Here is a 25,128-nt window from a genome sequence, read left to right on the forward strand (position 1 = left end):
AATACGCTAACTGCCATCTAACAGGGGGCTTCATCGCTATTCAAACGCGCCTCAACCATAGTGCCGCGCCAGAGGAAATAACCGACTACAGCAAGACCCACGTAAAATACAAATAACAGTGAGGTCAGCATCAATCCTTTATTGAGGTAAAGGTAAATGGATACCAAATCGATAACGACCCAGTAAAGCCAATTTTCAAGCACTTTTTTGGCAACTAAATAAGTCGTCATCACCGCAAAACAGGTAGTTGCCGCATCGAGGTACGGAAAAGCAGCCTCGGTAAAAGTCGCCATGCCATGCCCGACGCCAAGGGAAACTAAGGCTGTTAGACCAATCAACTGCAGATGGGTTTTAAGGGGCCATGTGGTGACCTTAACCCCTTGATGCTTGTCGCCTCCCTGAGTCCAAAGCCAATAGCCGTAGAGCGCCATCGCCATATAGTAGACATTGAGCACTGACTCCATCAGCAGCGCCACCTTCCAAAAAAGCACGGTATAAATCGCCGTACTGACAAAGGCCGCCGCCCAGCACCAGACACTGGCCTTCATGGCGAGCAGTAAATAGGCCATGGCCATCAACACTGCTAACGCTTCCCAGGCGGTCATCACATGGATTTCGCCCAGCGCCGCATTAAGGCTACTGACTAAGGTTAACCAGAGATCTGTCATTGGCTCGGTCTCACTTACGACTTAAGAGCAGCGAGGCTGCGATTACTCACTGTGGGCTAAGTTCAGCTCACCACCGATAAACTTGACCACAAATACCGCCTTACCCCACTTTTCGTGGGCGGCCTGCATTTCACTGGCAAGCATGGCCATCACATCCTGATATTCGCCGCACACTTGGGTCGCCATTGCATTGGTCACGCGCTCAATATTGGCGTAACTGTCGACACGGCCGATAAACCACTTGATGGGATCGAGATAGTTTTCGTTAAAGGGATACATGCTGATTTCTGCGGTTAATTTCATTTTTCATCCTATTCATCTTATCGGTTGCGCTAACGCTGCACTAAAACTGTACGAACGCTGCACAAAAGCCGCAATGGCTTGGCAGCGTTAGCCAAAATTTAACTTTGCTTACATAAACTTAAAGTTAAAGGTCACGCCTATTTGGCGCGGATCGCCGTAGCGAATATATTGTTTATCGGCCCAACCGTTATCCGGTTCGTTACCGAAATAAAAGCCGCGCACACCGTATTCTTCATCGAATAAATTACGACCCCAGAGATAAGCCGCCCACACGTTAGCCTCGTAACCTACACGGGCATTCACTATAGTGTAGGGCTCTGAGCGCGAATCATTGCTGTCGGAGTAGTAAAACTCGCTCTTGCCGCTGAGATTAAGGTTAGCGAAAAAGCCTGAATTCGCGCGGTACGTGCCGCCAAGGCTGTAGGTAACATGCGGCGAGTGGGCCAAATCACGACCCGTTAAGTCCACTAAACCGCCGTATTTGTCTTGATACTCATAATTGCCGTAGGCGGTTTCTAACCAGCCCAGGCTAGTGTAAAGCTTAAGACCATCGAGAGCGTACCAATTGGCATCGAACTCGGCGCCATAGTTATGGGAGCTACCGGCATTTTCGGTATAAAGCACAAAACGCTGCGGCTTGTCGGGATCCTGCTGTGAGGCGGCGACCTGCTGATCTTGCCTATCCATATAGAAAAGCGCGAAATTGCTGTCGATAACGCCGTCTAACCATTGGGATTTTAAGCCAATTTCATAGTTATAGAGTGTCTCGGTATCGAACTCTTTCTTATCACTGAGTTCGACTGGCAGCGTCATATTAAAGCCACCTGCCTTATAGCCACGCGCCACGCGCACATAGGCATTTTGCGTGTTACTTAATGCTTTACTCAGGGCAAGGTGGCCACCCCACATGCTTTCGCTCGGGTCGAAATCATCGCCATTAGTGTCGCGATAATCGGTATCGCGGCGCTCTACACGCAGCCCCAGCGACAAATTATAATCATTCCCTAAATCGGTATCTAACTGGCCAAAAAGCGCGTAGTTGGTGGCCTCGTATTCAGAATCGAGCACTTCATCTGGCCAGGTATTGTATTCAGAATACAATTGGTTATCTTCTTGAAGGTTCATGGCATAAACGCCGAGTAACCAATCGGTTGAAGCTGAAAAAATGCGGCCCTGCTCGGTCGAGCTTACACGAAACTCTTGGGACAAAGTTTTACGTTGCCCCGTTTTATCCCAAAAATAATCGTATTGGCATGGCACACCGCCCTCGCCCTCATCACAGGTCTTTGCCGCCCAGTATTCGGGGTTAGCCCAATCGCCATCGTAACTGTAATGGTGATCGGTACTCGCAAATGAAGTTAACGAGGTTAATTCAAATTGCTCAGCACCCGTATAAGCAGCCCTAAAACCGACGCCTGTGGTGCGTTGACTGTCAACGCCCGGCGCATCCGATAAGGTATGCTTTGGATCGTTAGTCAGACTCCAAGCATCGTAGCCGTTATCAAAATCTGCGTGCATTAGGGTTAAATCGAGCTGCAGATCATCACTTGCGTACCAGCGCAGTTTGGCACGGCCAGTAAATTCGTCACGGCCATTGGTATCATCTTGATTCAGATAGAGATTATCTCGGTAACCGTTTTGTTGATGCTGCTGCAGCGCCACGCGGTATAAAAGCTTGCCCGAATCGGTTAATGGGCCCGAGCTGTAACCGCTTAAGGTCAGTAAATCATCATTACCCGCAGATACCTCAGCGCCATGTTCGAACACTTCAGTTGGGTCATTGCTCTTAAGGTAAATCAACCCCGCTAAGGCGTTGGCGCCATAGCGTGTGCCCTGCGGGCCACGTAGCACTTCGACCTGCTGCAAATCGTACATGCTCGACACCATACCAATGCCAGAAAGGTCAATATCATCAACGATATAGCCAACCGACGAATTAGGTGCGCCTTGGTATTGCTCCTGCTCACCCACGCCGCGAATTTGGAAATACTTAGGCCGCGAGCTACCGCCAGACCAGTTAAAGTTGGCAATAGAATTAAGCACATCTTCGAAGTGCTGGGCGCTTTCGTCCTGCATTTGCTCAGAATCAATCACAGTAATGCTCGAGGGCATTTCATCGAGACTGGCACTGCGAAAATCCGCCGTGACCACCATGACTTCCATCGATTTGGATGGTTCGGCGCGCTCAATGGTGTCGTTGAGGTTTTCGGTTTGTGCAAAGGCAGAGGTAGTTAAGGCCGCAGACACAGCCAGCGCCAACGGCGCTTGAGCAAAACGGATGGAAACAGAATTAACAAATTTTGTAGACATAGGACCTCAAATATATGTTTGAGATCCGGCATCGAATAAGCGATTCAGAAGTGTGCTATAGATTGGCCCATTCCTACGCCGGTATTAGCCGGATCAGGTTCTAAGGGTTCGTCATCTGACATCTCAGCCTGCCGCACATTACACCTTTTAATGCGTAAGTTTCGGCAAACACCCCTTGGCGGTGCTTAGTATACATGACAATCGGAAACAAAAAATACCATTAAAAAACAAAATGCCAGCATTTGCTGGCATTTTCATTCACTTAAGCGGCATAAGAGCAAACTAGTTGGAGAGGGTTTCGCGCACGTACACTTCAAACTTAATGGCTTCGGCATTAGGTGCAACGGCACTTATTTGCAGTTGCTGCTTGCCGTGGAGTTTGACCGATTGCCAGCTGGTTGAGCTCTCTTCAACGGTCAGCCCATTAGCGTCGTACCATGTAAATTTATACTGCACGCGCATATCGCCAGAGGCTTTGTTGATAAGTAGGGTCGAGCCTTGAAGTAAATCGCCGACGCGGCGCGTCGTAATGCCTTCGAGGGCAATATTGCGGGCGAAACCACCACTATCGATACCACTTTCACCCTGGGAATTAATCCAAACTCCCGCGGTGTTATGCACGCAGGCACTAAGGCTAAATACCGAGGCTAACGCCAAACTCAGTAGTAATCCGCATTTCATAGGTTTCATCCTGTTCTCCCTATCACTTGCTACCTGTTAATCGAGCAGGAAATGCGCCCGAGCGGTGGCAATTAATTGCTTTCGGTTAGTTTGCCAGCAGTTGATACTAACGTTGGCCACTCGGCGACCTTGGCGAGTAATTCGGCACTCAGCAAAGGTGTCCTTATGCAGACCAGCACGCAGATAATCAATCGAGAAGTCGACCACCTTCGGCACCTTAGTGGTTTGCATAAACACCATAAGTTGCACGATGGCAGACATTTCCATAAAGCCTGCAATCACGCCGCCGTGAATGGCGGGCAGGATCGGGTTACCGATATTGTCATCCTTGGCGGGCAGCTTAAACACCAGCTCATCACCGAAACGCTCCACCTGCATACCCGTAAATTTCGCGTAGGGAACATGTTCCAGCAGATAACCAAAATCGTTAAGCTCGGTCGCGCGTTTGACAATGCTTTGCACATCGAGCGCTCTGGCTTCGACTTGCTCTGGGGTTGCGGAAACATCGACTTTATTGACGCTCATCGGCAGCACGAGCGTAGTATCAGATTCACCCACAAGCGCTTCCCTAAAGGCATCCCCCACCATTTCTGGGCTTATTCGCATAAAAGAACCGACGGCGTGGGCAATTGGATCATCGATGCTGTCTTGATAGGCAATCGCACGGGTAAAAGCGATGTTAGAGGACAGACGATAACACTCGGCGAAACCATACACAGGGCGATTCGGCTTGGCCGGTTTCATATAATCGACGCGAAGATCTAGGGTGGGTGAAATCTCAACAGATTGATATTTTTTGAAAATTGCACTCACCACCGCACTGCCACAGGCGGTATCCATTAAGGTGGTGATCACCCCGCCATGAATAACGCCAGTTTCTGGGTAGCCGATGATCTCTGTGCTGTAGGGCAGCTCAATTAACACATGATGCTCGCTCGCCTCTAATACCGACAATCCAAGGCGGCGGCATTGGGCCAACTGGTTAACAAAGCGCTGAGCTAACTGGGTTAGCGGGAAAAATTCTGGATTAACTTTCATCGACCTTGGCTCAACATGGGTCCCAACGGCTCTCCGCCCACGAGGTGGATATGGATATGATAAACTTCCTGTCCACCATGCTTGTTACAATTCATGATGAGGCGATAACCATCCTCTGCAATCCCCGCTTCGGCCGCCAGTTTGGCCGCGACTGTCATCATACGTCCAAGCGCAGCTTCATCGGAGGCTTTGATATCGTTTGCGGTTGGGATTAGATGATTTGGCACAATTAAAATGTGGGTCGGTGCCTTTGGCGATATATCTCGAAACGCAGTGACTAGGTCATCTTGATATAAAATGTCGGCGGGAATTTCGCGACGGATAATCTTACTGAAAATGGTTTCTTCGGCCATTTGAAGTCCTCCTTGGTCCAATTGGCATAGTATACTAGCAATTCAACACTTTGTGTCGCCGTTATTTTAGTTTCATTTGCCTGTTTTGGGCATTTTTGGCAGCATGACGCCCAACAAAACGCATCGGTTTTTCAGGATAAAATATGATCCATTATCAAATCATTCCCATTGACCCCAAGGCCCATTTGTTTGCTGTGACGATGAATGTGCCAAACGCACTATCTGAACAAGTATTAAGTCTTCCCGCGTGGCTACCGGGCAGTTATATGGTGCGTGATTTTGCCAAAAACATCATTGAACTTAAGGCGATGGACAGCAATGCAAAGCCCCTTAGCCTTAAGCAGCTTGATAAACAAACCTGGGTTGTCAGCAGCCAAGGCGGTAATATCACACTCACTTATCAAGTGTATGCTTGGGATTTGTCGGTAAGAACCGCCCACTTAGACACTAACCATGGTTTTTTTAATGGCAGCAGTGTGTTCCTCGAGGCTAAGGGTTTTGAAGCATCGATCCATAAAGTGACTATGCTGCCACCCACTGCGCCAGAGCTTAGTGAATGGAGACTTGCCACCAGCATGACCCGCGAAAGTGGCGATGATTTTGCCTTTGGTGAGTTCAGCGCCGAAAACTACGACGATTTAATCGACCACCCTGTGGAGATGGGACTATTCACTTTAGCAAGTTTTGAAGCCTGCGGTGTTAAGCACGATATCGTGTTAAACGGACGTCACCGCGCATGTATGCCAAGGCTGTGTGAAGATTTAAAAGCCATTTGCGAGTACCAAATTACATTCTTTGGCACGCCCGCCCCCTTCAAACGCTATCTCTTTATGACCACAGTGCTGGATAACGGCTTTGGGGGGTTGGAGCACCGCGCATCGACCGCGTTAATGTGTTCACGTAAAGACTTACCGCTGTCGATGACAGCACCTATGAATAACGACTACCGCACTTATTTATCGCTTTGCAGCCATGAATATTTCCATAGCTGGAACGTGAAACGCATTAAACCCGAGTGCTTCTTGCCCTATCAATTAGAGGCCGAAACCTATACGCCGCAGCTTTGGGCCTACGAAGGCATTACCTCCTACTACGATGACTTTTTAACCTACCGTGCAGGACTGGTGGATGAGCAAAGCTACCTCGATATGCTGAGTGAAACCTTTACTCGGGTGTATCGCAGCCAAGGCCGCTTTAAGCAGAGCATTAAGGATTCCAGCTTCAATGCTTGGACCAAGTTCTATAAGCAGGATGAAAACGCCCAAAACGCCATTATCAGTTATTACACTAAGGGGGGCCTATTCGCGCTGTATTTAGATTTAACCCTTCGCAGTGAAACCCAAGGCAAATACAGCCTAGATGATGTGATGCGTATTTTGTGGCAGGACTATGGTCTTCAAAACCGAGGCACCACAGATAACTGCCATCAACGCATTGTTGAGGAGCTACTGGGCCGCGATTGCCAAGATTTGTTTGCCTATCTCGATAACACAGATGATATTCCGCTCGCGCCGCTGTTAGCCAAATTTGGTGTCGACTTTAGTTTGAGAGCAAGCCAAGGCGGACAAGACAACGGCGGCAAGCAATTTAAGGGATATGAGATTGGCTTTGGTGCTAAGACGCAGGCCGCGCCGCTCGGTCTTAAAATCGTGACAGTAGCCCAAGGCAGCCCAGCTCACCTTGCAGGCTTAAGTGCGGGCGATGTGCTGATTGCCGCCGATAATCTGCAAGTAACTGCACAGTTTGAAGCCCAGTTGCAGCAATATGCTATAGGTCAACGTCTGACATTACATTGGTTTAGAAGAGATGAGCTGATGACGGGCGAATTTGTGATTAGCGAAGCGGTCAAAGATACCGTGAACCTCAGTATTAATGATGCGGACAAACTCGCCGCTTGGCTAAAGCGTTAAGAATCAGTTTTCAGAACAGGCATTTAGACAGACAATAAAGGCAGACCACAATACATATGTGTCTGCCTTTTGTTGAATCATTTATTCACTTATATATCGGTTTAACTTGCTAAATGGCTATCGCTTAAACCACCACATCATGCAGATAAGTTTGCGCCCACGCAATTGCCTGACCACGGCTCGACACCCCTATTTTACGAAACACGCGGTAGAGATGTGTCTTAATGGTGCTTTCACTGACAAACAGCTGATTGGCGATATCAAGGTTTGTACTGCCCGAGAGCAGAGCCTGCAGCACTTCTCGCTCACGCACTGTGAGGGGCTCAGTATCCTCAAACAGGCCAAAGTCGTCGTTAACACCGTTAACCAGTTGGATTGGTAGCACTCGGTGACCACGTAAAATATTGGTCAAACCCAAACTTATTTCGGTTAAACCTGTATCTAAGTAAAATACACCTGCCGTTGTTGCCGCATTCATCAGGAAACGGGCGTCAACCAGTTTTGGAAATTGAATATAGACCACCCGCACACTAGGGTGTTCACGGGCCAGCATACGCTGAAATTGATAGGCTTTTTGTAGATCGACCGTTGCGAGGTCAATCACTACCAAGGATGCTTGGTTGTCATTAAGTTGATCACACATGGCCTCTGGGCTGACCTGAGTCAATTTAACCAAAAACTCCTGTGGCCAACGTCCTGCCAGCAGTTCCATTAATAATTGCGATCTTGACACTACCATCCAATGAAGGATTTTGAACATCCTGCTCACTCCCTGTCTTGTTTACGAATTCATGTCGAAAGCTAAGCTTCCCTAACACCACTTCTACATCCATTCAATAGACTTCCGAGTCTATTGCTGTCTCGATATTATCATCTAAAAAAACAGATTCAACTGCCGAGTAAAAAAATATTTACCGCACAAATATCAGTAATTTCAGCTGGATTGACCACAATAAATACCATAAATATATTTAATTAGCCCCAGAGCATGATGCTGCATTTTCATACAAAAAGGGTAATATGAATTCACCATATATTATAAGGAAATAACATGTCTAACCCTAAAGACGTCATATTCAGCTCCCATTCAGTCTGGGATAAACCGACAAGGTTATTCCATTGGTTGAACGTCATATTAGTGTTTGCCTTAACCCTTCTAGGCATAATGATGATGTTCAGAACTGAACTAGGCATTACAGAAACCTCTGGCCGAATAGGCTTAAAAACCCTCCATGTATTATTTGGTTATGGCTTTGCCATTAATTTAATTATCCGCATTATTTGGGGGTTTATAGGTAATAAATACGCCCGTTTTGGGCAAATTATCCCAAGCAGCAAAAGTCTCAATGCACTTAAAAGCGATAAAGCGGCGGTAGCCGCGGGGAATGTGCCGCAATATTTGGGCCACAGCCCTAAGGGCAAACTCGCGGTATTTGCTGTTTTGTTGGTGTTAGTCACTATGATGCTAACTGGATTGATTCGCGCGGGAACCGATATTTACTATCCCCCCTTTGGTGGCGCAGTTCAATCCTATATCGCTGCTGATAATGTCGATGCAAGCAGTATCAAACCCTATGATCCTACAGGCGTTAATGAAGAAAAAGCCAATGCCTTAAAACCGCTTAAGGGCTTTACGGGTGAAATCCATGAAATGGGTTTTTATTTGTTATTACTATTAATTGTCTTACATATTTTTGCGGTGATTTATACCGAAGTGAACATACAACCAGGCATCATCTCGGCGATGTTTTCGGGGATAAAACTGATACATGGCAAGGCTAAGGACGAAGAATAGCCTTTATCCCATAACAAAAACGCCAGCAAATGCTGGCGTTTTTTATGTTCAATTCAAGCGTGAATATAGGGCTATTTAGCCATAACTTTCTCTGGAGTACGGCCGTCATCATGGCAGCTTTCACAGGTAGGTTTTTGCCCTACATTCATATCATGTACAGCGTGACAGTCAGCACACACTAAATTACCATCGTGTGGCTTATGAACAGCGTCCATTTCAGCTAAGCCGCCGTGACAACTTTGACATTGTTCAAATTCAAAAGCACCGTCAGCAGATGGAGAACCGTCTTTATGACAGGTTTCACAGCCACCATTATTTTCAGCGTGAAAATCAGATAATTTTTGATCGGCAGCAAAAGCAGCTGGTGATAAAGCTAACGCAGCGAGACTGGCTCCGAACAGTGCACTCAATAGTTTTTTGCTCACAATTGTATCCTCCAATGGCGATTGACAGTGGAAATTCTTGTCAGGGTGACTTCCATCTCGCAACCAAATATACAGCACGACTCAACTTAACTTAGTTAAGAATTGAACAATAATCAACCCATAACTATGTGAAATAACTTTATCAATTAATTGAACATTAAACTGTGCGCCAAATCATGTAACCACATGCTTATATGGGAGTTTTACAAATTGTCACGGCGTAAAACTTACGTATTAAATTGCCCTATCCTAAAGCGTAAAAAAAGAAAAGCCCTAAATAAAAAGGAGACATAATGTCTCCTTTAAGTAACAGTACAGCAATCGAGATTAACGAGATTTTAAGGCTTCAATACGTTTTTCTAATGGTGGATGGCTCATCATTAATTCCGCCATTGAACGTTTGCCATTAATACCTAATGCTGACATTTGCGCTGGCATTGCACCAGTTTCGGGACCTTGGCGTAAACGCTCAAGGGCAGCAATCATTTTATGTTTGCCCGCTAATTTAGCAGCACCTTCATCGGCACGGAATTCACGAATACGTGAGAAGTAAGCGACGATGATTGACGCTAAAATACCAAACAGCATATCCAGTACAAACACCACACCCATATACGCAAAAGTACCCAATCCCTCACCTTCTTCATCGTTGCTAGAAACGACGTTATTGATGATACCTGCTACTATACGGGCAGCAAAAATCACAAAGGTGTTTACCACGCCTTGGATCAGGGTCAAAGTGACCATGTCACCGTTTGCCACATGGCTCACTTCGTGTGCAAGTACACCTTCGACTTCATCTTGGCTCATGCCGTAAAGAAGACCCGTACTCACCGCAACCAAAGAGTTATCTTTGCTCGGGCCAGTTGCGAAGGCGTTCATTTCTGGCGATTGGTAGATAGCCACTTCTGGCATTTTGATCCCAGCTTGCTGCGCTTGGCGAGCCACAGTATCGACTAACCAACGCTCTGTTTCGTCACGAGGAGTTGTGATCACTTCACAACCCATCGTTTTTTTCGCCATCCATTTAGATATGGCTAAGCTGATGAAGGCCCCGCCGAATCCAAAAATCGCAGCGAACACTAAAAGTCCACCCATAGTTGACGTGTTAACGCCCAGAATAGACATCACAATTGAGGCCACCAGCAACACGGCTAGGTTAGTCACAATCAATAAAAAAATACGCTTCATTTCAGCTCCTTTAGGGCATATACATGCCAATTAACTTTGCTTAAAGACATAATATGTCCAAATAACCGAATTTCAAGTAATTCAGATAAGAGTTTTTTCTGGTTGACGATAATTCTCTCAATTCAGCACTGTCTTTAATTGTGCGTGAGTCTAGGGTTCGTATATTAATCGAAACTTAAATCTAAGTACTGTCTGCTATTGGGGAAAATACATGTGTAATTCTCTATGTTTATCGGGATTGAACTTTGTTAACATGCCAACACATTCCGAGATTTTCAGGATACGAAGATGACAGTTAATGCCTTACTGCTGAGCAGTTCCAGAGTCGGTGATACGCCTTATCTTGCCCATGCAATTCCCTTTATCAAACCGCTGACCAGCGAAGCTAAAAAATGGATTTTCATCCCCTATGCTGGGGTGAGCATGAGTTACGATACCTACCTCGCCTCTGTGGTCACAGGACTTAGCGAGCTTGAGCTCGATATCAGTGGTATTCACCAACACGCTGACCCACAGCAGGCGATAAAAGAAGCCGACGGTATTCTGATTGGTGGCGGTAACACTTTTCACTTACTTCATCAGCTCTATAAGCACGATCTTATTCACCTGATTCGTGATGAAGTAATGAACGGCAAACCCTATGTTGGCTGGAGCGCGGGTTCGAACGTATCAGGGTTAAGCATTAGAACCACCAATGATATGCCGATTATTGAGCCGCCCTCATTCAAGGCCCTCAATATTTTACCCTTCCAATTAAACCCCCATTATTCTAACTACCAAGCGCCAGGCCATAACGGTGAAACCCGTGCACAACGTCTGCTGGAGTTTACCCGTGTAGACCCAGAAACCCCTGTGATCGGTATTGTTGAAGGTAGTGCGTTGTGGCGTCAGGGGGATACATTGTCACTGCTTGGGGAAAATCCCGCCTATCTGTTCTGTGGTGATCAGCAGGAAATCCTAATCCCCGTTGGTAGCAACTTATCTCATTTGTTGAAATAAGACAGACTCGACAGCATCAATCACAGCAAGCTGCTAAGATGATTGCTCGCTCAAAGGTTGAGATAAGACCGGCCTCTAACCCTACACCTTGGAGACCGGTGCAAACATTCTATCTCAACAGCCCCAGCCTCTCGCATTAACGCCGCGCATTGCAGGAGCAAATAATGGGGAAAAAGCCTAGGATCCAATGAACCTTTTGGCCTGCAAGTTTTAATTAATTATTACTGAGGAGTTTACATTTTGAGACTGCGTTTCCCTCTAAAGCATCCAAGTGCCAGCCCCCAGGTTAATCCAAGCCAGCATGGCCTATTTAACCGCCTTATTCGCACTCTTTTTGTTGGCGCAATCGCTGCAGGAACACTTGCTCCTGCCGTGAATGCTGAGCCTGTCTCCCCCAAAAAAGCTAGTGAAACAAAAGCCAGTACACCTAAAGCTAATAGTTTCTCCCACGAAACTGTAGTGGATTTGGCGCAGAAATTAGCGCAAAAGCCCTTTAAAGAAGCCCGAAAAGCCCCAAAAGAACTCGTCGATTTAGATTACGCCACCTATGGCAAAATCAACTATCAGGAGGATGCGGCAATTTGGGGGGGAACACCGACCAAGTTTTCGGTGCAATTATTCGCCCCTGGTTTTTTATATAAAAACCTCGTGGATATCGATGTGGTCGAGAACAGCCGCGCCATTCCAATTGAATTAACGGAATCATCTTTCAGTGTCCCCAGTGGCGCTATCGAGAAGTTACTGACCCAAGTAGGTCAATATGCAGGAGTTCGTCTGCACTATCCCATCAACGGCGATGATGTAAAAGATGAGTTTATTATGTTTCAGGGGGCCAGCTACTTTCGCACCCTATCTAAGGGACAAACCTATGGTCTGTCAAATCGTGGTTTAGCCATCGATGTCGCCCAGCCAAAGGGAGAAGAATACCCATTATTCAAACGTTTTTGGGTTGAACGCCCTTCGAAATACCAAACTGCAATCGTGGTACATGCCCTGTTAGACAGTCAGAGCGTTACCGGCGCCTATCGTTTTGGTATATATCCTGGCGAACCGACACGCGTCGATGTGGAAGTCACCCTGTTCCCTCGCCGCGATATTGCCCATGTTGGGCTAGCCCCTCTCACCTCTATGTTCCTCTATGGCGGATTAGATACTCCAGACAAGAGTGATTATCGCCCTGCGGTGCATAATTCTGAAGGGTTACAAATTGATAGGGGTAATGGCGAGCGTCTATGGCGACCACTCAATAACCCAAACAAACTCCAAATCAGCGCTTTTGGCGATGAAGATATTAAGGGTTTTGGCTTAATTCAGCGTCACCGTAATTTCGATTACTACCAAGACTTAAATGCCAACTATCAGCTCAGGCCTTCTGCATGGATTGAACCATTAAACGATTGGGGCAAAGGCCAATTAGTGCTGATTGAAATCCCATCGAATGCTGAAACCAATGATAATATTGTGAGTTATTGGGAGCCGCAGGGTGGATTAAAACAGGGCGAACCCTATCAGTTTAGCTACCGCATTAGCTCGTATAACGATAGCCCTAATGTAGCCAATAAGGCACGCATTGTACGCAGTTCAAAAGGGCAAAGACTCGCTAAGGGTAAAGAAATTCTGATTGATTACAGTAATATCAATCCACAAGATCTTGAAAAAGTTAGCGTTGAAGCCGGTATTAACCGTGGCAAAATTCTCTCGTCACGCATTGTGCCTCACCCCAGTATCAACGGCGCGAGGCTCTATGTGAGTTTCGACCCTGAAGGTGCCAATGTGGCAGAGCTGCGGATCCAGTTACGCAAGGATGAAAAACCCTTCGCCTCAACATGGCTCTATCGTTGGAATGGGGATGATTGGCCATAGATTAAAATCTGTTTGAGTTAATTTAATCCCCTAAACAAAACGCCAGCACTGCTGGCGTTTATTTTCATCAAATTTGACCATCGAAAATACAGCCTGGTTTTGATATTTCCATTAAGGATATTCGGCAACTAATTCGCCCATAAGGAAATTTTCAAATTCTCTTTTTTTACATTAAAAATGGCTTATTCAGCATTATCACCAGAGCATTTACTCTAATATAAATTAGCGGTATATTGCCGCACAAATTTGTCCAATATTGGTGCTGTTTTCAAGCGGTTCACCCTATTGCACCCATCTAATTTTAGCCGTCTAGATAAACCAACTTCATGAAACAGCTCCGCTTTGAATTATCGGATTTATATAAACCCTATAATCTTACCCTTATTATCGGAATTTTGATGCTAATTGCAGCCTTCCCTATGGTCGGCAGAATTTTTTGGTTAGCCCTAGTGCTGCTAAGCTATATTCTGATTTAATTTGGCGATTCGTCTGCAATCACTTATAGCAAGCTCGACATATCCAGATATTGTGCGGCATTTTTGCCGGTTGCTTCCGCTAAATGGGGAATACAACCCAAGAAAGGTGCACGCATTTCTTCTTTGAGGGTTGCAAGGTTCTCGTCGAACACACTCATATTAGGGTCAACACGATTGGCCACCCAACCCGCAATGATTAAACCATCAGCAATCAGGGCTTCTTGGGTTAACAGTGCGTGGTTCAAACAGCCTAATTTCATCCCAACCACTAAAATGACCGGCAGATTGAGTTGCTGAACCATCTCAGATAAAAAGCGCCCCTCCCCGAGTGGTAACCGCCAGCCACCAGCCCCTTCAATTAAACAAAAATCTGCGAGCTGAAATTGCGCTAAATCTAATGAATCAATAATCCGCTCTGGCGATAGCGTAACGCCCACCTGCTTTGCGGCCACATGGGGGGCGATTGCGGGTTCAAAACTAAAGGGATTAACTTGCTCGTAGTTTAATTTAACGCTGGATGACATCATCAGCTTTAGCGCATCGCTGTTGCGAAGCCCATCCGCAGTTTGCTCACAGCCCGACGCGATGGGTTTAACCCCGAGGGTTGAACAGGTAATCCCCGTCTGAGAGGCTCTTAGATTGACCGCCTCTAATAGCGCGCTGGAAACTAAGGTTTTACCGCTGTCGGTATCGGTGCCGGTCACAAAATACATCTTCTTTCCTCGGGATTTTGCTGCAGCTAACGGGTTATAAGCGGCGTACACGCAGCTGCGCAATTTGATAGGTTAATGGTATGCCCTCAGCCTGGCGTAGATTTTGCGCTTTAGCCACTAATGCTTGCCAGTCTTTTCGGCCACGCAACTGCACTTGCTGAGTATCAGAATGCAGTGACGTTTGACTCGAATGCACCGATGCCCCCACTCCTTTAATCGAATACAGCAAGTCTTTTAAGCTCTCGAAATACACCGTCATGGGGATAAGTTCGGCCTCAATAAATTGCCACTTAGAGTGACAAAACGCAGCCTTCAATACTTCAATCGTTAAAAAACCATTCACCCTTAATCCCAGCGTTGAAAGCTGCGCTAAACTGCCATCGGCCACTATGCTCAAATGGCACTCACCACCCACTTTAAGCACCCTCTCAAACTCGGCAATTGCTGCGGGGAAATTTCCGCACCACTGCAAAGCTAAATTAGAGTAAATGCTATCGATACTGTGTCCCAATAAAGGGAGTTGCTCGGCATCGGCACAAATTACCTGATAACGGGGGAAACTTTGTTTCAGTTTTTGCAGCATGCCAAGGGCAATATCAAGGGCAAATACCTTAATATCTTTTTCGCCATTCGACTGGGTTGAAAACGCAGTGCCAGGACCCGCACCGATATCCAGCACACACCCCCTAGGTTGGAACTGTGCCAATAAACTTGCAGCACTCATACGTTGCACTGAGTTGTGCTCATGGTAATGATCTGCCGCTGCAGAAAATCGCTCGGCGATTTCATCGCTCGCAGGCGCGAGCATTTTAGGACAGTATATCTGATTTGGGATCACAACTTAATCTCACCAAGCCTACGTGTGGTTTACCTGTGTTTTACTGTTTTCACAGTCATTGGGCCGCGTTTTTAAGCTCATCGGGTAATACCTTCGCGAGCGCAGCAATGCAGTGGGCAATATCGGCCTCACTGTGGGAAGCACTTAGGGTTATTCGAAGCCGCGCCGAACCCTGAGGCACGGTAGGTGGCCGAATCGCGCCCACCCATACCCCCAAGGATTTAAGCCTCAAGGCAATATCCATAGTTTGCTGTGCATCACCAATAACAAGTGGCTGAATCGCGGTATCAGAACCGTGTAACTTAATACCCGCAGCAGCACATAAGCCTTTAAATAAACTGATGTTAGAATTTAACTTTTCGACCAATTCGCTGTGCTGCTCGATATACTCAAGCGAAGCTAAAGCAAGCGCAGCATTCGCTGGCGATAATGCGGTGGAGTAGATATATTCCCGTGCATTACTGACTAGAAAGTCAATCAATGCCTGACTGCCTAAAATCGCCGCACCCTGACAGCCCAATGCTTTGCCAAAGGTCACAATTTGCACATCGATCTGCTCTGCATCCGTTGCATTATGTTTCGAAGTATCTTCTGCATTGATGAATTGGGTGTCAGTACCAAAGCCATGGGCATCATCGACAATCAGCCACACACCCTTTGCGCGGCAAAGCTTCGACAACTCGGCAATCGGCGCCTTATCTCCATCCATACTAAACACACTTTCAGTGATAAGCGCTGCAGCCGAATGGGTATTTAAAAGCCGCTCGGCCCCCTCTAGGGAGTTATGTAAAAAACGCTTAAACTCGGCGCCGCTTTCCTTGAGTCCATCGATAATCGAAGCATGAACGAGCTTATCGGCCAGCACCACATCCGTTTTATCAAACAAGGTTTTCATCAAGGTGGTATTGGCACTAAAGCCGGAGCTTAACAACAGCGCCGCTTCATGGCCTGTTTGCTGACAGAGCTTTTGCTCAAGGGCAAAATGCGCCTCGCTGTAACCTGTTACTAGTGGGGATGCGCCGCTGCCGACACCGTATTTCAGTGCGCTTTGATAGAGGGCTCTCGCAAGAGCTGGCTCGCGGGATAAGCCCAAATAGTCATTGCTGCTAAAATTCAGCATGACTTGCCCTTGGTGCACAAATTGTGTGCTTTTAGACTCAATGGGGTGAGGTGAGAGTAACTGTCTTCGCCGAAGCAGACCCTGACTTTCCAAGGTCCGCTTTCTTGCGGCAATCTTTGCTTCTAGGCTCGATGGTTGTGGCATTAAATGACATTGGCCATCATCAACACTCATTAGCGGCTGACTCATATGCTCATTCACATCACTTAATGTCACATTAGGCTTTGTCATATTTCGTTTTGCCAAATCAGGCTCGCCCAGTCATACCATCGGCTATCACAATTGAGACTGTGCTATCACAGCGCAGCAGCATCGTAGAACGGCGCACTGGCTTTGTCCTGATGGGCCGCGGCCTTTGCAAGTACCGCCTGCTCGTCATCCACAGTAGCGGCAGCGCCCTGCTCTGGACGTAAACCCAGACGGCGGAATAGGCCCATATCATCGCTTTCTTCAGGATTAGGCGTGGTCAGTAATTTGCAACCGTAGAAAATCGAGTTTGCCCCAGCAAAGAAGCACATAGCCTGCAACTCGTCGGTCATGTTCTCACGACCCGCCGATAAACGTACGCGGGATTTGGGCATCATGATACGGGCAACAGCGATAGTGCGAACAAACTCTAATGGGTCTAAATCATCGAGCTTTTCAAAGGGCGTACCCGCCACTTTAACCAGCATGTTAATCGGCACAGAATCTGGATGCTGAGGTAAGTTGGCTAATTGCTGAAGCAGACCCGCGCGGTCAGTGGCCTTCTCGCCCATACCCACAATACCGCCGGAGCACACTTTCATGCCAGACGCACGCACATGGCTTAGGGTATCTAACCGGTTTTGATAGGTGCGCGTCGTGATCACATCGCCATAGTATTCGGGCGAAGTATCGAGATTGTGATTGTAATAATCTAAGCCCGCTTCGGCTAATTCGCTCGCCTGCTCAGCACTTAACATGCCTAAGGTCATGCAGGTTTCCATGCCGAGGGCTTTGACTTCCTGCACCATTTGGGTCAGGTACGGCATGTCTTTTTCTTTCGGATTACGCCAGGCGGCGCCCATACAAAAACGAGTCGCACCCGCAGCTTTTGCGCTGCGGGCCTCGGTCAACACGGTTTCCATTGCTAACAGGCGCTCTTTTTCAAGGCCAGTGTCATAGCGGGCACTCTGAGGGCAGTATTTGCAATCCTCTGGGCAAGCACCGGTTTTAATCGACAGTAAGCGACTGATTTGAATTTCATTGGGATCGTATACTTGACGATGAATGCTGTGTGCTTGAAACAACAAATCATTCATCGGCAACGCGAATAAGGCTTCGATTTCTTCCCGTTTCCAATCATGACGAATCTGCAACTGCGACATTTTTCAACCTTTTATTCTGTATTTTGTCTTGGCTAGGATAACCTCAGACCTTAAACTGTCAACGCCAACCAGTGACACCAGTTTACTAAAGTACATTTTTCAAACAGCATTGTGAGCTAATATGCAGCCGACCCTCGATTTCGATTTTGATAGCAACCATATTTGGCATCCCTACACCTCGATGACCCGTGCATTACCCGTCTATGGCGTGCACAGTGCACTGGGCTGCGAGCTGGAATTAGTCGATGGTCGCAAACTCGTCGATGGGACAAGCTCTTGGTGGGCCTGTGTGCATGGTTATGGTCACCCAGACATCCTAAGTGCGATGGAGCGTCAGCTACACCAACTCAGTCATGTGATGTTTGGCGGCATTACCCACTCACCAGCCATTGAGCTTTGCCAAAAATTGGTCGCCATGACCTGTGAACCGCTGACAAAGGTGTTTTTGTGTGATTCGGGGTCTATTGCAGTAGAAGTTGCCATCAAAATGGCAGTGCAGTATTGGCAGGGGAAAATCGCATCCAATCCGCAAGCGACTCAAAAGCAACGCATTTTAACCGTGAAAAAGGGTTACCACGGCGATACCTTTGCCGCCATGAGTGTCTGCGATCCCGAAGGTGGCATGCATACCATGTTTGGTGATGCTGTTACAAAACAGTGGTTTGTCGATGCGCCCCAAACGCCCTTTGGTGAAGTGCTACAAGTCGATGATCTAAGTTCGATGCGGGAGATGTTAGCCAAGCACCATCAAGACATCGCCGCTGTGATCATCGAGCCTATCATGCAGGGCGCAGGCGGCATGCGTTTCTATAGCGCCGACTATTTGAAAGGCCTTCGCAGCCTATGCGATGAATTCAAAGTGCTGTTAATTCTTGATGAAATAGCCACCGGATTTGGCCGTACGGGTAAACTCTTTGCCTATGAACACGCCGATATTACGCCGGATATTCTCTGCCTCGGTAAAGCGCTCACGGGGGGGTATATCAGTCTTGCCGCGACCCTGTGCAGCGATGAGGTGGCACGCGGCATTAGTCAATCTCCTGCGGGAGTATTTATGCACGGTCCCACTTTTATGGGCAATCCCCTCGCCTGCGCGGCCGCCTGCGCCAGCCTTGATATCATCAATAGATGTGAGTGGCCCACGCAGGTGAGTGCGATTGAGCAACAAATGCGTGAAGAGCTTAAAGATGCAGCCAATATTCCCAGCGTTAAAGATGTGCGGGTATTAGGCGCGGTGGGCGTACTTGAGATGCACCAGAGTGTTAATACCGCCCAGTTGCAGCAACAGTTTGTCGACCTTGGCGTGTGGGTTCGCCCCTTTGCCAATCTGATTTATATTATGCCACCTTACACCATTAGCACTTCGCAACTCAGTCAACTGACTAGCGCCATGAAACAGGTTGCCGCGACAATTGGAGCGGCAACCTCTTCAGAAGATTCAAGTACTATTAGCCATGGTTAACCATGAGTACTGATATAGTTAGGCTATTTCTTTACCAGACTTGAGATCAGCGCGCGTAGTGCTGCGGGTTTAACCATTTTTGCCATATAGTGATACCCGCGGCGCTGCACATCCTCAATCAGCTCCTTACTGGTATTGGCGGTAATTAAAATGCCCGGTAAATCTTTACCATAGAGGGTTCTGATCCCATCCATCGCATCCACTCCATTTTGGCCATCGTCTAAGTGGAAATCCGCCAAAACGATATCGGGGGCTACCCCCTTAAGGCCGAGTTTGATTCTCGCATCGGATAAGTCCCGCGCGCAAATCACCTCACATTGCCAGCGGCTCAGTAAACTCTCAAGTCCCGCCAGAATCGCTTCCTCATTGTCAATACACAGCACTTTTATGCCCGCAAGCGGTTGTAGCAGACTTAAGGTAACTTGAGGTTGCGGCTGACTGACGGTTTCACCTAGCGGTACGCAAATCGAAAATACCGAGCCTCGCCCCAACTGCGACGAGACTTGAATACTGTGGTCAAGAACGCGACTAATACGATCGGCAATCGCAAGCCCTAAACCTAAACCACTGACACTATTGCTACGAGGGTTATTTAAGCGTTTAAATTCTTTGAATATTTCCCGCGTTTCAACCTCATCAATCCCGCAACCCGTGTCCACGACTTGGATTTCTAACTCAGACCCACGGCGTCGGCAACCAAACAGCACCCGACCGCCCCTGGCATAACGATAGGCATTGGTTAGAAAGTTCTGTAGCACCCGTCTAAGTAGCGCGGGATCGGAGTTGACCGTCGCGCTACAGGGCAACATTTTAAACCGAATTTGGCTATCGGATGCCATGGCCTCGAACTCGACCGATAACCCATTGAGCAATTCCGAAATCGCAAAATCCCGGCGATTGACTTCCACCATGCCAGAATCCAGCTTGGAGATATCCAATAAGTCAGTTAAGAGCTCCCCTGCGGTTTTGAGCGAACTATTCACATGGGATAGCGTGGTGCGTGCCTCCTGATCAAGATTTGGATATTGGGACAAGGACGCGGTAAACAGTCTGGCTGCATTAAGCGGCTGCATTAAGTCGTGGCCAACGGCGGCGAGGAAACGGCTCTTAGAGGCGTTGGCCATTTCCTCCTGCGCTTTTGCCTCAAGTAACTCACTGTTTAACATTGCAAGCTCAAAGGTACGCTCTTTTACACGACTCTCTAACGTCTCGTTAGCCTCCAATAACGCACGCTCTTGATCGCGGTACTGGGTAATGTCGGTGAAGGTCATGACAAAGCCGCCGCCCGGCATTGGGTTGCCTTGAATTTTGATGACTTTGCCATCACGGCGTTGACGCTCTGAGGTATGGGGGGTGCCGTTTCGCATATGCTGAACTCGCTTTTCGACGTGCTCATCAATTTCACCCTCACCGCAGTAACCCCGAGCGGCATTAAAACGGATCACCTCACTAATTGGCATCCCTTGCTGTAAAAAGCCTTCAGGATATTGATATAACTCGGCGTATTTAAAGTTCCATGCCACCAGATTCAGCTCCTGATCAATCACGCTCATGCCCTCATAGGCATGCTCAATTGCACCGCGCAGCATATCTTGGCTCAGCATGATTTTGGATGAAGCCTCATCCACTAAGCTGAATACTTCATCGAGCGCCAAGTCACGACCTTCGAGTACCGAATCCATTACTAGCGCCGCGCTCGACACCCCAAGCACCCCAGCAAGCAAGCGTTCGGTATGGGAAATAAGCTCAGGGGTTGCAGCCTTATGCCAACTGTCGCTTTTAACTGACTCGTTGGAGAAACGGCTAAAACTTTCGAATGCCCGGGTTGGGCTGACAAAGCGGCTCGCCAGAATCAATAAATCCTGCTGGGAAATCGGTGCATTCTTTTTATTGTCACTTTTCTTAAGCTTGCCAGGGCTTACAAACGCGCTAGCCTGAATACGCTCGGCAACCCCAGCCCTGAACCACATAGATCCAATAATATAACAGGCGGTGTTAGCAAAAAGCGCCGTTAAGGCATCGCGCACATTGGGGGTAATTGAGTCAAGCATATCGAAGTTAGCTATACCACTCCCAATACCACTCCCCTGCAGCATGATATAAATCCACAGGCTAAAGCCAACGCCCAAACCTAAAAATACCCCTCCACGATTACCGTGTTTCCAATACAGCCCCCCCACTAAGGCAGGCGCCAGTTGCGCGAAGGCGCCAAAGGACAGCATACCTAAATGAGACAGAGAGTCGCTGTCAGCCAGGGCCAAATAGCTGCCATAACCTAAGCCAAGAATAATCACAATGGCTAAACGGCGGGCATTGAGCAGCATGATGGAGAATTGGCTGAAGTTTTTCTCGCGAATATGCCCAGTGCGTAACAGCATGGGAACCAGCCATTCGTTACTGATCATCACGCTGATGGTCACCACAGCCACTATCACCATCCCCGTTGCCGCAGATAATGTCCCTAATAGCGCAATGATCGCAAGTAAGGGTTGATCGAGCGCAAGCGGTAAATTGATCACATAGGTATCGGCGGAAACGCTATCGCCAAGGATGAGCTTACCCGCCAGCGCAAGCGGCCCAACAAACAGTCCAAAGAGTGCTAAATAAATCGGGAATAACCACCGCCCCTTAGAGAGCACTGACTCGTTGGCGCATTCCACCACCATCACATGGAACTGGCGCGGCATGCATAAAAAGGCAGCGATACCCACCAACAGCTCAGGCATCAGGGCTTCGATGCGAGGATTAGGGTAGTTGATCAATGACCGCGACATAGCCTGATCCCATATGTCACCAAAACCATCGAACACCCCAAAACTAATCACGATACCGACAATTAAAAAGGCGGCGAGCTTGACCAGAGACTCAAAGGCAATCGCGAGCATCATGCCAGGGTTATGCTCAGAGGCATCAAGTTTTCGAGTACCGAACAAGATTGCAAATATGGCCAATAACACTGTAATTAATAGGGAGATAAATCCGCCATTGAGGGGCGAGTCCACCGGTTGGAACAGGTTAAGACTGAACACCATGGCCTTAAGCTGCAGTGCGATATAAGGCATGATGCCAAAGAGTGCAATCAAGGTTACGATGGCCGCCAAAGTTTGGGATTTGCCATAGCGTGCGGCGATAAAGTCAGCCACCGAGGTGATATTTTGCGCCTTGGACACCAACACCATCTTGCGAAGTAACCCAAAGCCTAGGGTAAAAATCAGAATCGGACCGAGAAAAATCGGTAGGAAAGACCATAAATCCTTAGCGGACTGCCCGACTGTCCCCAAAAAACTCCAAGAAGAACAATAGACAGCAAGACTTAGCCCATAGATACTCACCTGAAGTTTTTTAGTCACGCCATTAAACCAGCGCTCCGCACCATAGGCTAATAGGAATAACAGGGAAACGTAACAAACCGCAATAACAGCAACGACGAGGGTTAAATTCATATTTTACTCTTTTTTCCCATTATTGTGCGCTAAACAAAGTATGAAATCTAGCCAGATATTAACGGCAACAGCCTAAATATAAAGGGGATTTTAAAACTAGACCAAGGTCTAATGGAGTTGCATCCCCCTTGCATACCATACTCAGAACACGCAAATTTTAGAAAGGGAAGCCCTATGAGCTCGCAGTCTCTCTACAAAGTCTCCAGCGATACCGCTGCTAATGCACTTATCAATAACGATCAGTATAAAAAAATGTACCAAGAGTCCGTTGTTAATCCAGAAGGCTTTTGGAGAGAACACGGTAAGCGTATTGATTGGATAAAACCCTACACTAAAATCAAAAGTACGTCCTTTGATGATAATAACTTATCTATCAATTGGTTCTACGATGGCACACTAAACGCATCCGCTAACTGTCTCGATCGACACTTGGGCGAAAACAGCGATAAAGTTGCCATTATTTGGGAAGGCGACAACGCCAGCGAACAACGCAAAATCACCTATGGTGAGCTACATACTGAGGTGTGTAAGTTTGCCAATGCCCTTCGTAGCCAAGGCGTTCGCCGTGGCGATGTCGTCACTATTTATATGCCAATGGTACCAGAAGCCGCAGTCGCTATGCTGGCCTGTGCCCGCATCGGTGCGATTCATTCTGTGGTGTTTGGTGGCTTCTCGCCAGATTCCATTGCCTCACGTGTCATCGACGGTAAATCAAAGGTACTTATTACCGCCGATGAAGGCATGCGTGGCGGCCGCGCCATTCCGCTTAAACGCAATATTGACGATGCACTAAAGCATCCCGATGTGACGACGGTTGAACGCGTCATTGTGCTCAAACGCACAGGCGGCAATATCGATTGGCAGGAAGGCCGCGATGTGTGGTGGCACAATTTAACTGAAACTGCCTCTGAGCATTGTGTCGCTGAAGAGATGAACGCCGAAGATCCGCTGTTCCTGCTCTATACCTCTGGTTCTACAGGCAATCCTAAGGGCGTATTGCACACCACTGGTGGTTATATGGTGTACGCCTCAATGACCCACGAATACGTGTTTGATTACAAACCGGGTGAGATTTACTGGTGTACTGCAGACGTGGGTTGGATCACAGGTCACTCCTACATGGTTTATGGACCGCTCGCGAACGGCGCAACCGTATTAATTCACGAGGGTATTCCTAACTATCCAAGTCCCGCCCGTTTAGGCGAGATGATTGACCGTCATAAAGTGAATATTCTCTACACAGCGCCAACCTTAATTCGCGCCTTAATGGCCGAAGGAAGACAGCATTTCGATAAATTTGATGGCAGCTCACTGCGCATTATGGGCTCGGTTGGTGAACCGATTAACCCAGAGGCTTGGCGCTGGTACCATGAAGTGATTGGTCATGAACATTGCCCGATTGTCGATACGTGGTGGCAAACCGAAACCGGCGGTATCTTAATTACCCCGCTGCCGGGCGCAACCGATACGAAACCCGGTTCAGCGACGCGCCCCTTCTTTGGTGTGCAGCCCGCACTGGTTGATAACATGGGTAACATTTTAGAAGGTGCCACCGAAGGTAACTTAGTACTACTCGACTCATGGCCAGGCCAAATGCGCACTGTATATGGCGACCACGACAGATTCGTACTGACTTACTTTAAAACCTTCCGTGGTATGTACTTTACCGGTGACGGCGCCCGCCGTGATGAGGATGGTTACTACTGGATCACTGGCCGTGTCGACGATGTGATTAACGTGTCGGGTCACCGTTTAGGTACCGCAGAAGTCGAAAGCGCCTTAGTTGCCCATGAGTTAGTGGCAGAGGCCGCCGTTGTGGGCTATCCCCATGATATTAAAGGTCAAGGAATTTATGCCTATGTCACCTTGACCCGCGGCACGCCAGAAAGCGAAGAGCTACGCCAAGAGCTACGCCAATGGGTACGTAAGGAAATTGGCGCCCTCGCCACACCGGATCTTATCCAATGGGCAACAGGCTTACCTAAGACTCGTTCTGGCAAGATAATGCGTCGTTTCCTGCGTAAGATTGCCGCCAACGAAGTCACTAACCTAGGCGATGCGTCAACCTTAGCCGATCCTTCTGTCATCGACACCTTGATTGAAACCCGCTTAAATCGCACCGAATAATGTTATACCGCGCCCCATTGCTCAACCCAATGGGGCGCTTTTTTATCCCACCCTGGAAATTGAT

At 47.8% G+C, this 25,128-nt stretch carries 21 protein-coding genes and 1 riboswitch; of the genes, 7 read left to right on the top strand and 14 right to left on the bottom strand.

What is annotated here, in order from left to right; genetic code table 11:
* Positions 1 to 17: 17 nt before the first annotated feature.
* From pnuC to hinT, 6 genes are all read right to left on the bottom strand, one after another.
* Complete coding sequence (gene pnuC, locus K0H61_RS10545; protein ID WP_220049159.1) at positions 18 to 668, bottom strand: nicotinamide riboside transporter PnuC; 651 nt, start codon at positions 666 to 668, stop codon at positions 18 to 20.
* 42 nt (positions 669 to 710) lie between these two features.
* A complete protein-coding gene (locus K0H61_RS10550) occupies positions 711 to 971 on the bottom strand; it encodes a hypothetical protein (protein ID WP_220049161.1) in 261 nt (86 codons plus the stop codon).
* A gap of 108 nt (positions 972 to 1,079) precedes the next feature.
* On the bottom strand, positions 1,080 to 3,281 hold the full coding sequence (locus K0H61_RS10555) for a TonB-dependent receptor (RefSeq protein WP_220049162.1): 2,202 nt from the start codon (positions 3,279 to 3,281) through the stop codon (positions 1,080 to 1,082).
* 53 nt (positions 3,282 to 3,334) lie between these two features.
* Positions 3,335 to 3,467, bottom strand: a riboswitch (TPP riboswitch).
* Between the two features lie 96 nt (positions 3,468 to 3,563).
* Positions 3,564 to 3,971 carry a YcfL family putative periplasmic lipoprotein gene (locus K0H61_RS10560; protein WP_220049163.1) on the bottom strand — a complete coding sequence of 136 codons (408 nt, stop codon included), beginning with the start codon at positions 3,969 to 3,971 and terminating at the stop codon, positions 3,564 to 3,566.
* A 27-nt stretch (positions 3,972 to 3,998) separates the two neighbouring features.
* Entirely contained in the window at positions 3,999 to 5,000 is a 1,002-nt protein-coding gene (locus K0H61_RS17935) for a PaaI family thioesterase (RefSeq protein WP_220049164.1), read from the bottom strand.
* A complete protein-coding gene (gene hinT, locus K0H61_RS10570; protein ID WP_220049165.1) occupies positions 4,997 to 5,353 on the bottom strand; it encodes a purine nucleoside phosphoramidase in 357 nt (118 codons plus the stop codon). The genes K0H61_RS17935 and hinT overlap by 4 nt, the downstream gene beginning before the upstream one ends.
* 143 nt (positions 5,354 to 5,496) lie before the next feature.
* On the opposite strand from hinT, the gene K0H61_RS10575 reads away from it, so the two are divergent.
* On the top strand, positions 5,497 to 7,263 hold the full coding sequence (locus K0H61_RS10575) for a M61 family metallopeptidase (RefSeq protein ID WP_220049166.1): 1,767 nt from the start codon (positions 5,497 to 5,499) through the stop codon (positions 7,261 to 7,263).
* A gap of 124 nt (positions 7,264 to 7,387) precedes the next feature.
* Here K0H61_RS10575 and K0H61_RS10580 read toward each other — a convergent pair whose 3' ends face one another.
* The gene (locus K0H61_RS10580; protein ID WP_220049167.1) at positions 7,388 to 8,023 is read right to left on the bottom strand and encodes a LuxR C-terminal-related transcriptional regulator; all 636 of its coding nucleotides are present in this window, start codon (positions 8,021 to 8,023) and stop codon (positions 7,388 to 7,390) included.
* 291 nt (positions 8,024 to 8,314) lie between these two features.
* Between K0H61_RS10580 and K0H61_RS10585 the strand changes: the two genes are divergently transcribed.
* Positions 8,315 to 9,058 carry a cytochrome b/b6 domain-containing protein gene (locus K0H61_RS10585; protein WP_220049168.1) on the top strand — a complete coding sequence of 248 codons (744 nt, stop codon included), beginning with the start codon at positions 8,315 to 8,317 and terminating at the stop codon, positions 9,056 to 9,058.
* A 71-nt stretch (positions 9,059 to 9,129) separates the two neighbouring features.
* Here K0H61_RS10585 and cctA read toward each other — a convergent pair whose 3' ends face one another.
* Positions 9,130 to 9,483, bottom strand: coding sequence for a tetraheme c-type cytochrome CctA (gene cctA / locus K0H61_RS10590; RefSeq protein ID WP_220049169.1), 354 nt, complete (start codon positions 9,481 to 9,483; stop codon positions 9,130 to 9,132).
* Positions 9,484 to 9,810: 327 nt separating this feature from the next.
* On the bottom strand, positions 9,811 to 10,674 hold the full coding sequence (gene htpX, locus K0H61_RS10595) for a protease HtpX (RefSeq protein WP_220049170.1): 864 nt from the start codon (positions 10,672 to 10,674) through the stop codon (positions 9,811 to 9,813).
* A gap of 288 nt (positions 10,675 to 10,962) precedes the next feature.
* Between htpX and pepE the strand changes: the two genes are divergently transcribed.
* From pepE to K0H61_RS10610, 3 genes are all read left to right on the top strand, one after another.
* The gene (gene pepE / locus K0H61_RS10600) at positions 10,963 to 11,673 is read left to right on the top strand and encodes a dipeptidase PepE (RefSeq protein WP_220049171.1); all 711 of its coding nucleotides are present in this window, start codon (positions 10,963 to 10,965) and stop codon (positions 11,671 to 11,673) included.
* Between the two features lie 321 nt (positions 11,674 to 11,994).
* Positions 11,995 to 13,536: a glucan biosynthesis protein G gene (locus K0H61_RS10605; protein WP_220052650.1), complete on the top strand. Its 1,542-nt coding sequence runs from the start codon at positions 11,995 to 11,997 to the stop codon at positions 13,534 to 13,536.
* Between the two features lie 326 nt (positions 13,537 to 13,862).
* Positions 13,863 to 14,012 carry a hypothetical protein gene (locus K0H61_RS10610; RefSeq protein ID WP_220049172.1) on the top strand — a complete coding sequence of 50 codons (150 nt, stop codon included), beginning with the start codon at positions 13,863 to 13,865 and terminating at the stop codon, positions 14,010 to 14,012.
* A gap of 23 nt (positions 14,013 to 14,035) precedes the next feature.
* On the opposite strand, the gene bioD is transcribed toward K0H61_RS10610, so the two are convergent.
* The 4 genes from bioD to bioB form a co-directional block, all read right to left on the bottom strand.
* The gene (gene bioD, locus K0H61_RS10615; protein ID WP_220049173.1) at positions 14,036 to 14,725 is read right to left on the bottom strand and encodes a dethiobiotin synthase; all 690 of its coding nucleotides are present in this window, start codon (positions 14,723 to 14,725) and stop codon (positions 14,036 to 14,038) included.
* 34 nt (positions 14,726 to 14,759) lie between these two features.
* Positions 14,760 to 15,533 (bottom strand): malonyl-ACP O-methyltransferase BioC, encoded by a 774-nt coding sequence (gene bioC / locus K0H61_RS10620; protein ID WP_220052652.1) that lies wholly within the window; start codon positions 15,531 to 15,533, stop codon positions 14,760 to 14,762.
* A gap of 85 nt (positions 15,534 to 15,618) precedes the next feature.
* Positions 15,619 to 16,827, bottom strand: a complete 1,209-nt coding sequence (locus K0H61_RS10625) for an aminotransferase class I/II-fold pyridoxal phosphate-dependent enzyme (protein WP_220052653.1) — start codon at positions 16,825 to 16,827, stop codon at positions 15,619 to 15,621.
* Positions 16,828 to 16,979: 152 nt separating this feature from the next.
* Positions 16,980 to 18,032, bottom strand: a complete 1,053-nt coding sequence (gene bioB, locus K0H61_RS10630; RefSeq protein ID WP_220049175.1) for a biotin synthase BioB — start codon at positions 18,030 to 18,032, stop codon at positions 16,980 to 16,982.
* A 121-nt stretch (positions 18,033 to 18,153) separates the two neighbouring features.
* Here bioB and bioA point away from each other — a divergent pair, with 121 nt between their 5' ends.
* Entirely contained in the window at positions 18,154 to 19,494 is a 1,341-nt protein-coding gene (bioA, locus tag K0H61_RS10635; protein WP_220049177.1) for an adenosylmethionine--8-amino-7-oxononanoate transaminase, read from the top strand.
* 23 nt (positions 19,495 to 19,517) lie between these two features.
* Here the strand turns inward: bioA and K0H61_RS10640 are convergent, their stop codons facing one another.
* Positions 19,518 to 22,937, bottom strand: a complete 3,420-nt coding sequence (locus K0H61_RS10640; protein ID WP_220049178.1) for a hybrid sensor histidine kinase/response regulator — start codon at positions 22,935 to 22,937, stop codon at positions 19,518 to 19,520.
* 174 nt (positions 22,938 to 23,111) lie between these two features.
* On the opposite strand from K0H61_RS10640, the gene acs reads away from it, so the two are divergent.
* The gene (acs, locus tag K0H61_RS10645; protein WP_220049180.1) at positions 23,112 to 25,064 is read left to right on the top strand and encodes an acetate--CoA ligase; all 1,953 of its coding nucleotides are present in this window, start codon (positions 23,112 to 23,114) and stop codon (positions 25,062 to 25,064) included.
* Positions 25,065 to 25,128: the final 64 nt, after the last annotated feature.

The organism is Shewanella acanthi (assembly GCF_019457475.1).
Taxonomy (GTDB): Bacteria; Pseudomonadota; Gammaproteobacteria; order Enterobacterales; family Shewanellaceae; genus Shewanella; species Shewanella acanthi.

Excerpts from the sequence above, each read along its gene's own strand:
- pnuC (WP_220049159.1), bottom strand. The coding sequence starts at position 668 with ATGACAGATCTCTGGTTAACCTTAGTCAGTAGCCTTAATGCGGCGCTG.
- K0H61_RS10550 (WP_220049161.1), bottom strand. The coding sequence starts at position 971 with ATGAAATTAACCGCAGAAATCAGCATGTATCCCTTTAACGAAAACTAT.
- K0H61_RS10555 (WP_220049162.1), bottom strand. The coding sequence starts at position 3,281 with ATGTCTACAAAATTTGTTAATTCTGTTTCCATCCGTTTTGCTCAAGCG.
- K0H61_RS10560 (WP_220049163.1), bottom strand. The coding sequence starts at position 3,971 with ATGAAACCTATGAAATGCGGATTACTACTGAGTTTGGCGTTAGCCTCG.
- K0H61_RS17935 (WP_220049164.1), bottom strand. The coding sequence starts at position 5,000 with ATGAAAGTTAATCCAGAATTTTTCCCGCTAACCCAGTTAGCTCAGCGC.
- hinT (WP_220049165.1), bottom strand. The coding sequence starts at position 5,353 with ATGGCCGAAGAAACCATTTTCAGTAAGATTATCCGTCGCGAAATTCCC.
- K0H61_RS10575 (WP_220049166.1), top strand. The coding sequence starts at position 5,497 with ATGATCCATTATCAAATCATTCCCATTGACCCCAAGGCCCATTTGTTT.
- K0H61_RS10580 (WP_220049167.1), bottom strand. The coding sequence starts at position 8,023 with ATGTTCAAAATCCTTCATTGGATGGTAGTGTCAAGATCGCAATTATTA.
- K0H61_RS10585 (WP_220049168.1), top strand. The coding sequence starts at position 8,315 with ATGTCTAACCCTAAAGACGTCATATTCAGCTCCCATTCAGTCTGGGAT.
- htpX (WP_220049170.1), bottom strand. The coding sequence starts at position 10,674 with ATGAAGCGTATTTTTTTATTGATTGTGACTAACCTAGCCGTGTTGCTG.
- pepE (WP_220049171.1), top strand. The coding sequence starts at position 10,963 with ATGACAGTTAATGCCTTACTGCTGAGCAGTTCCAGAGTCGGTGATACG.
- K0H61_RS10610 (WP_220049172.1), top strand. The coding sequence starts at position 13,863 with ATGAAACAGCTCCGCTTTGAATTATCGGATTTATATAAACCCTATAAT.
- bioD (WP_220049173.1), bottom strand. The coding sequence starts at position 14,725 with ATGTATTTTGTGACCGGCACCGATACCGACAGCGGTAAAACCTTAGTT.
- bioC (WP_220052652.1), bottom strand. The coding sequence starts at position 15,533 with ATGCTCGCGCCTGCGAGCGATGAAATCGCCGAGCGATTTTCTGCAGCG.
- K0H61_RS10625 (WP_220052653.1), bottom strand. The coding sequence starts at position 16,827 with ATGCCACAACCATCGAGCCTAGAAGCAAAGATTGCCGCAAGAAAGCGG.
- bioB (WP_220049175.1), bottom strand. The coding sequence starts at position 18,032 with ATGTCGCAGTTGCAGATTCGTCATGATTGGAAACGGGAAGAAATCGAA.
- bioA (WP_220049177.1), top strand. The coding sequence starts at position 18,154 with ATGCAGCCGACCCTCGATTTCGATTTTGATAGCAACCATATTTGGCAT.
- K0H61_RS10640 (WP_220049178.1), bottom strand. The coding sequence starts at position 22,937 with ATGAATTTAACCCTCGTCGTTGCTGTTATTGCGGTTTGTTACGTTTCC.
- acs (WP_220049180.1), top strand. The coding sequence starts at position 23,112 with ATGAGCTCGCAGTCTCTCTACAAAGTCTCCAGCGATACCGCTGCTAAT.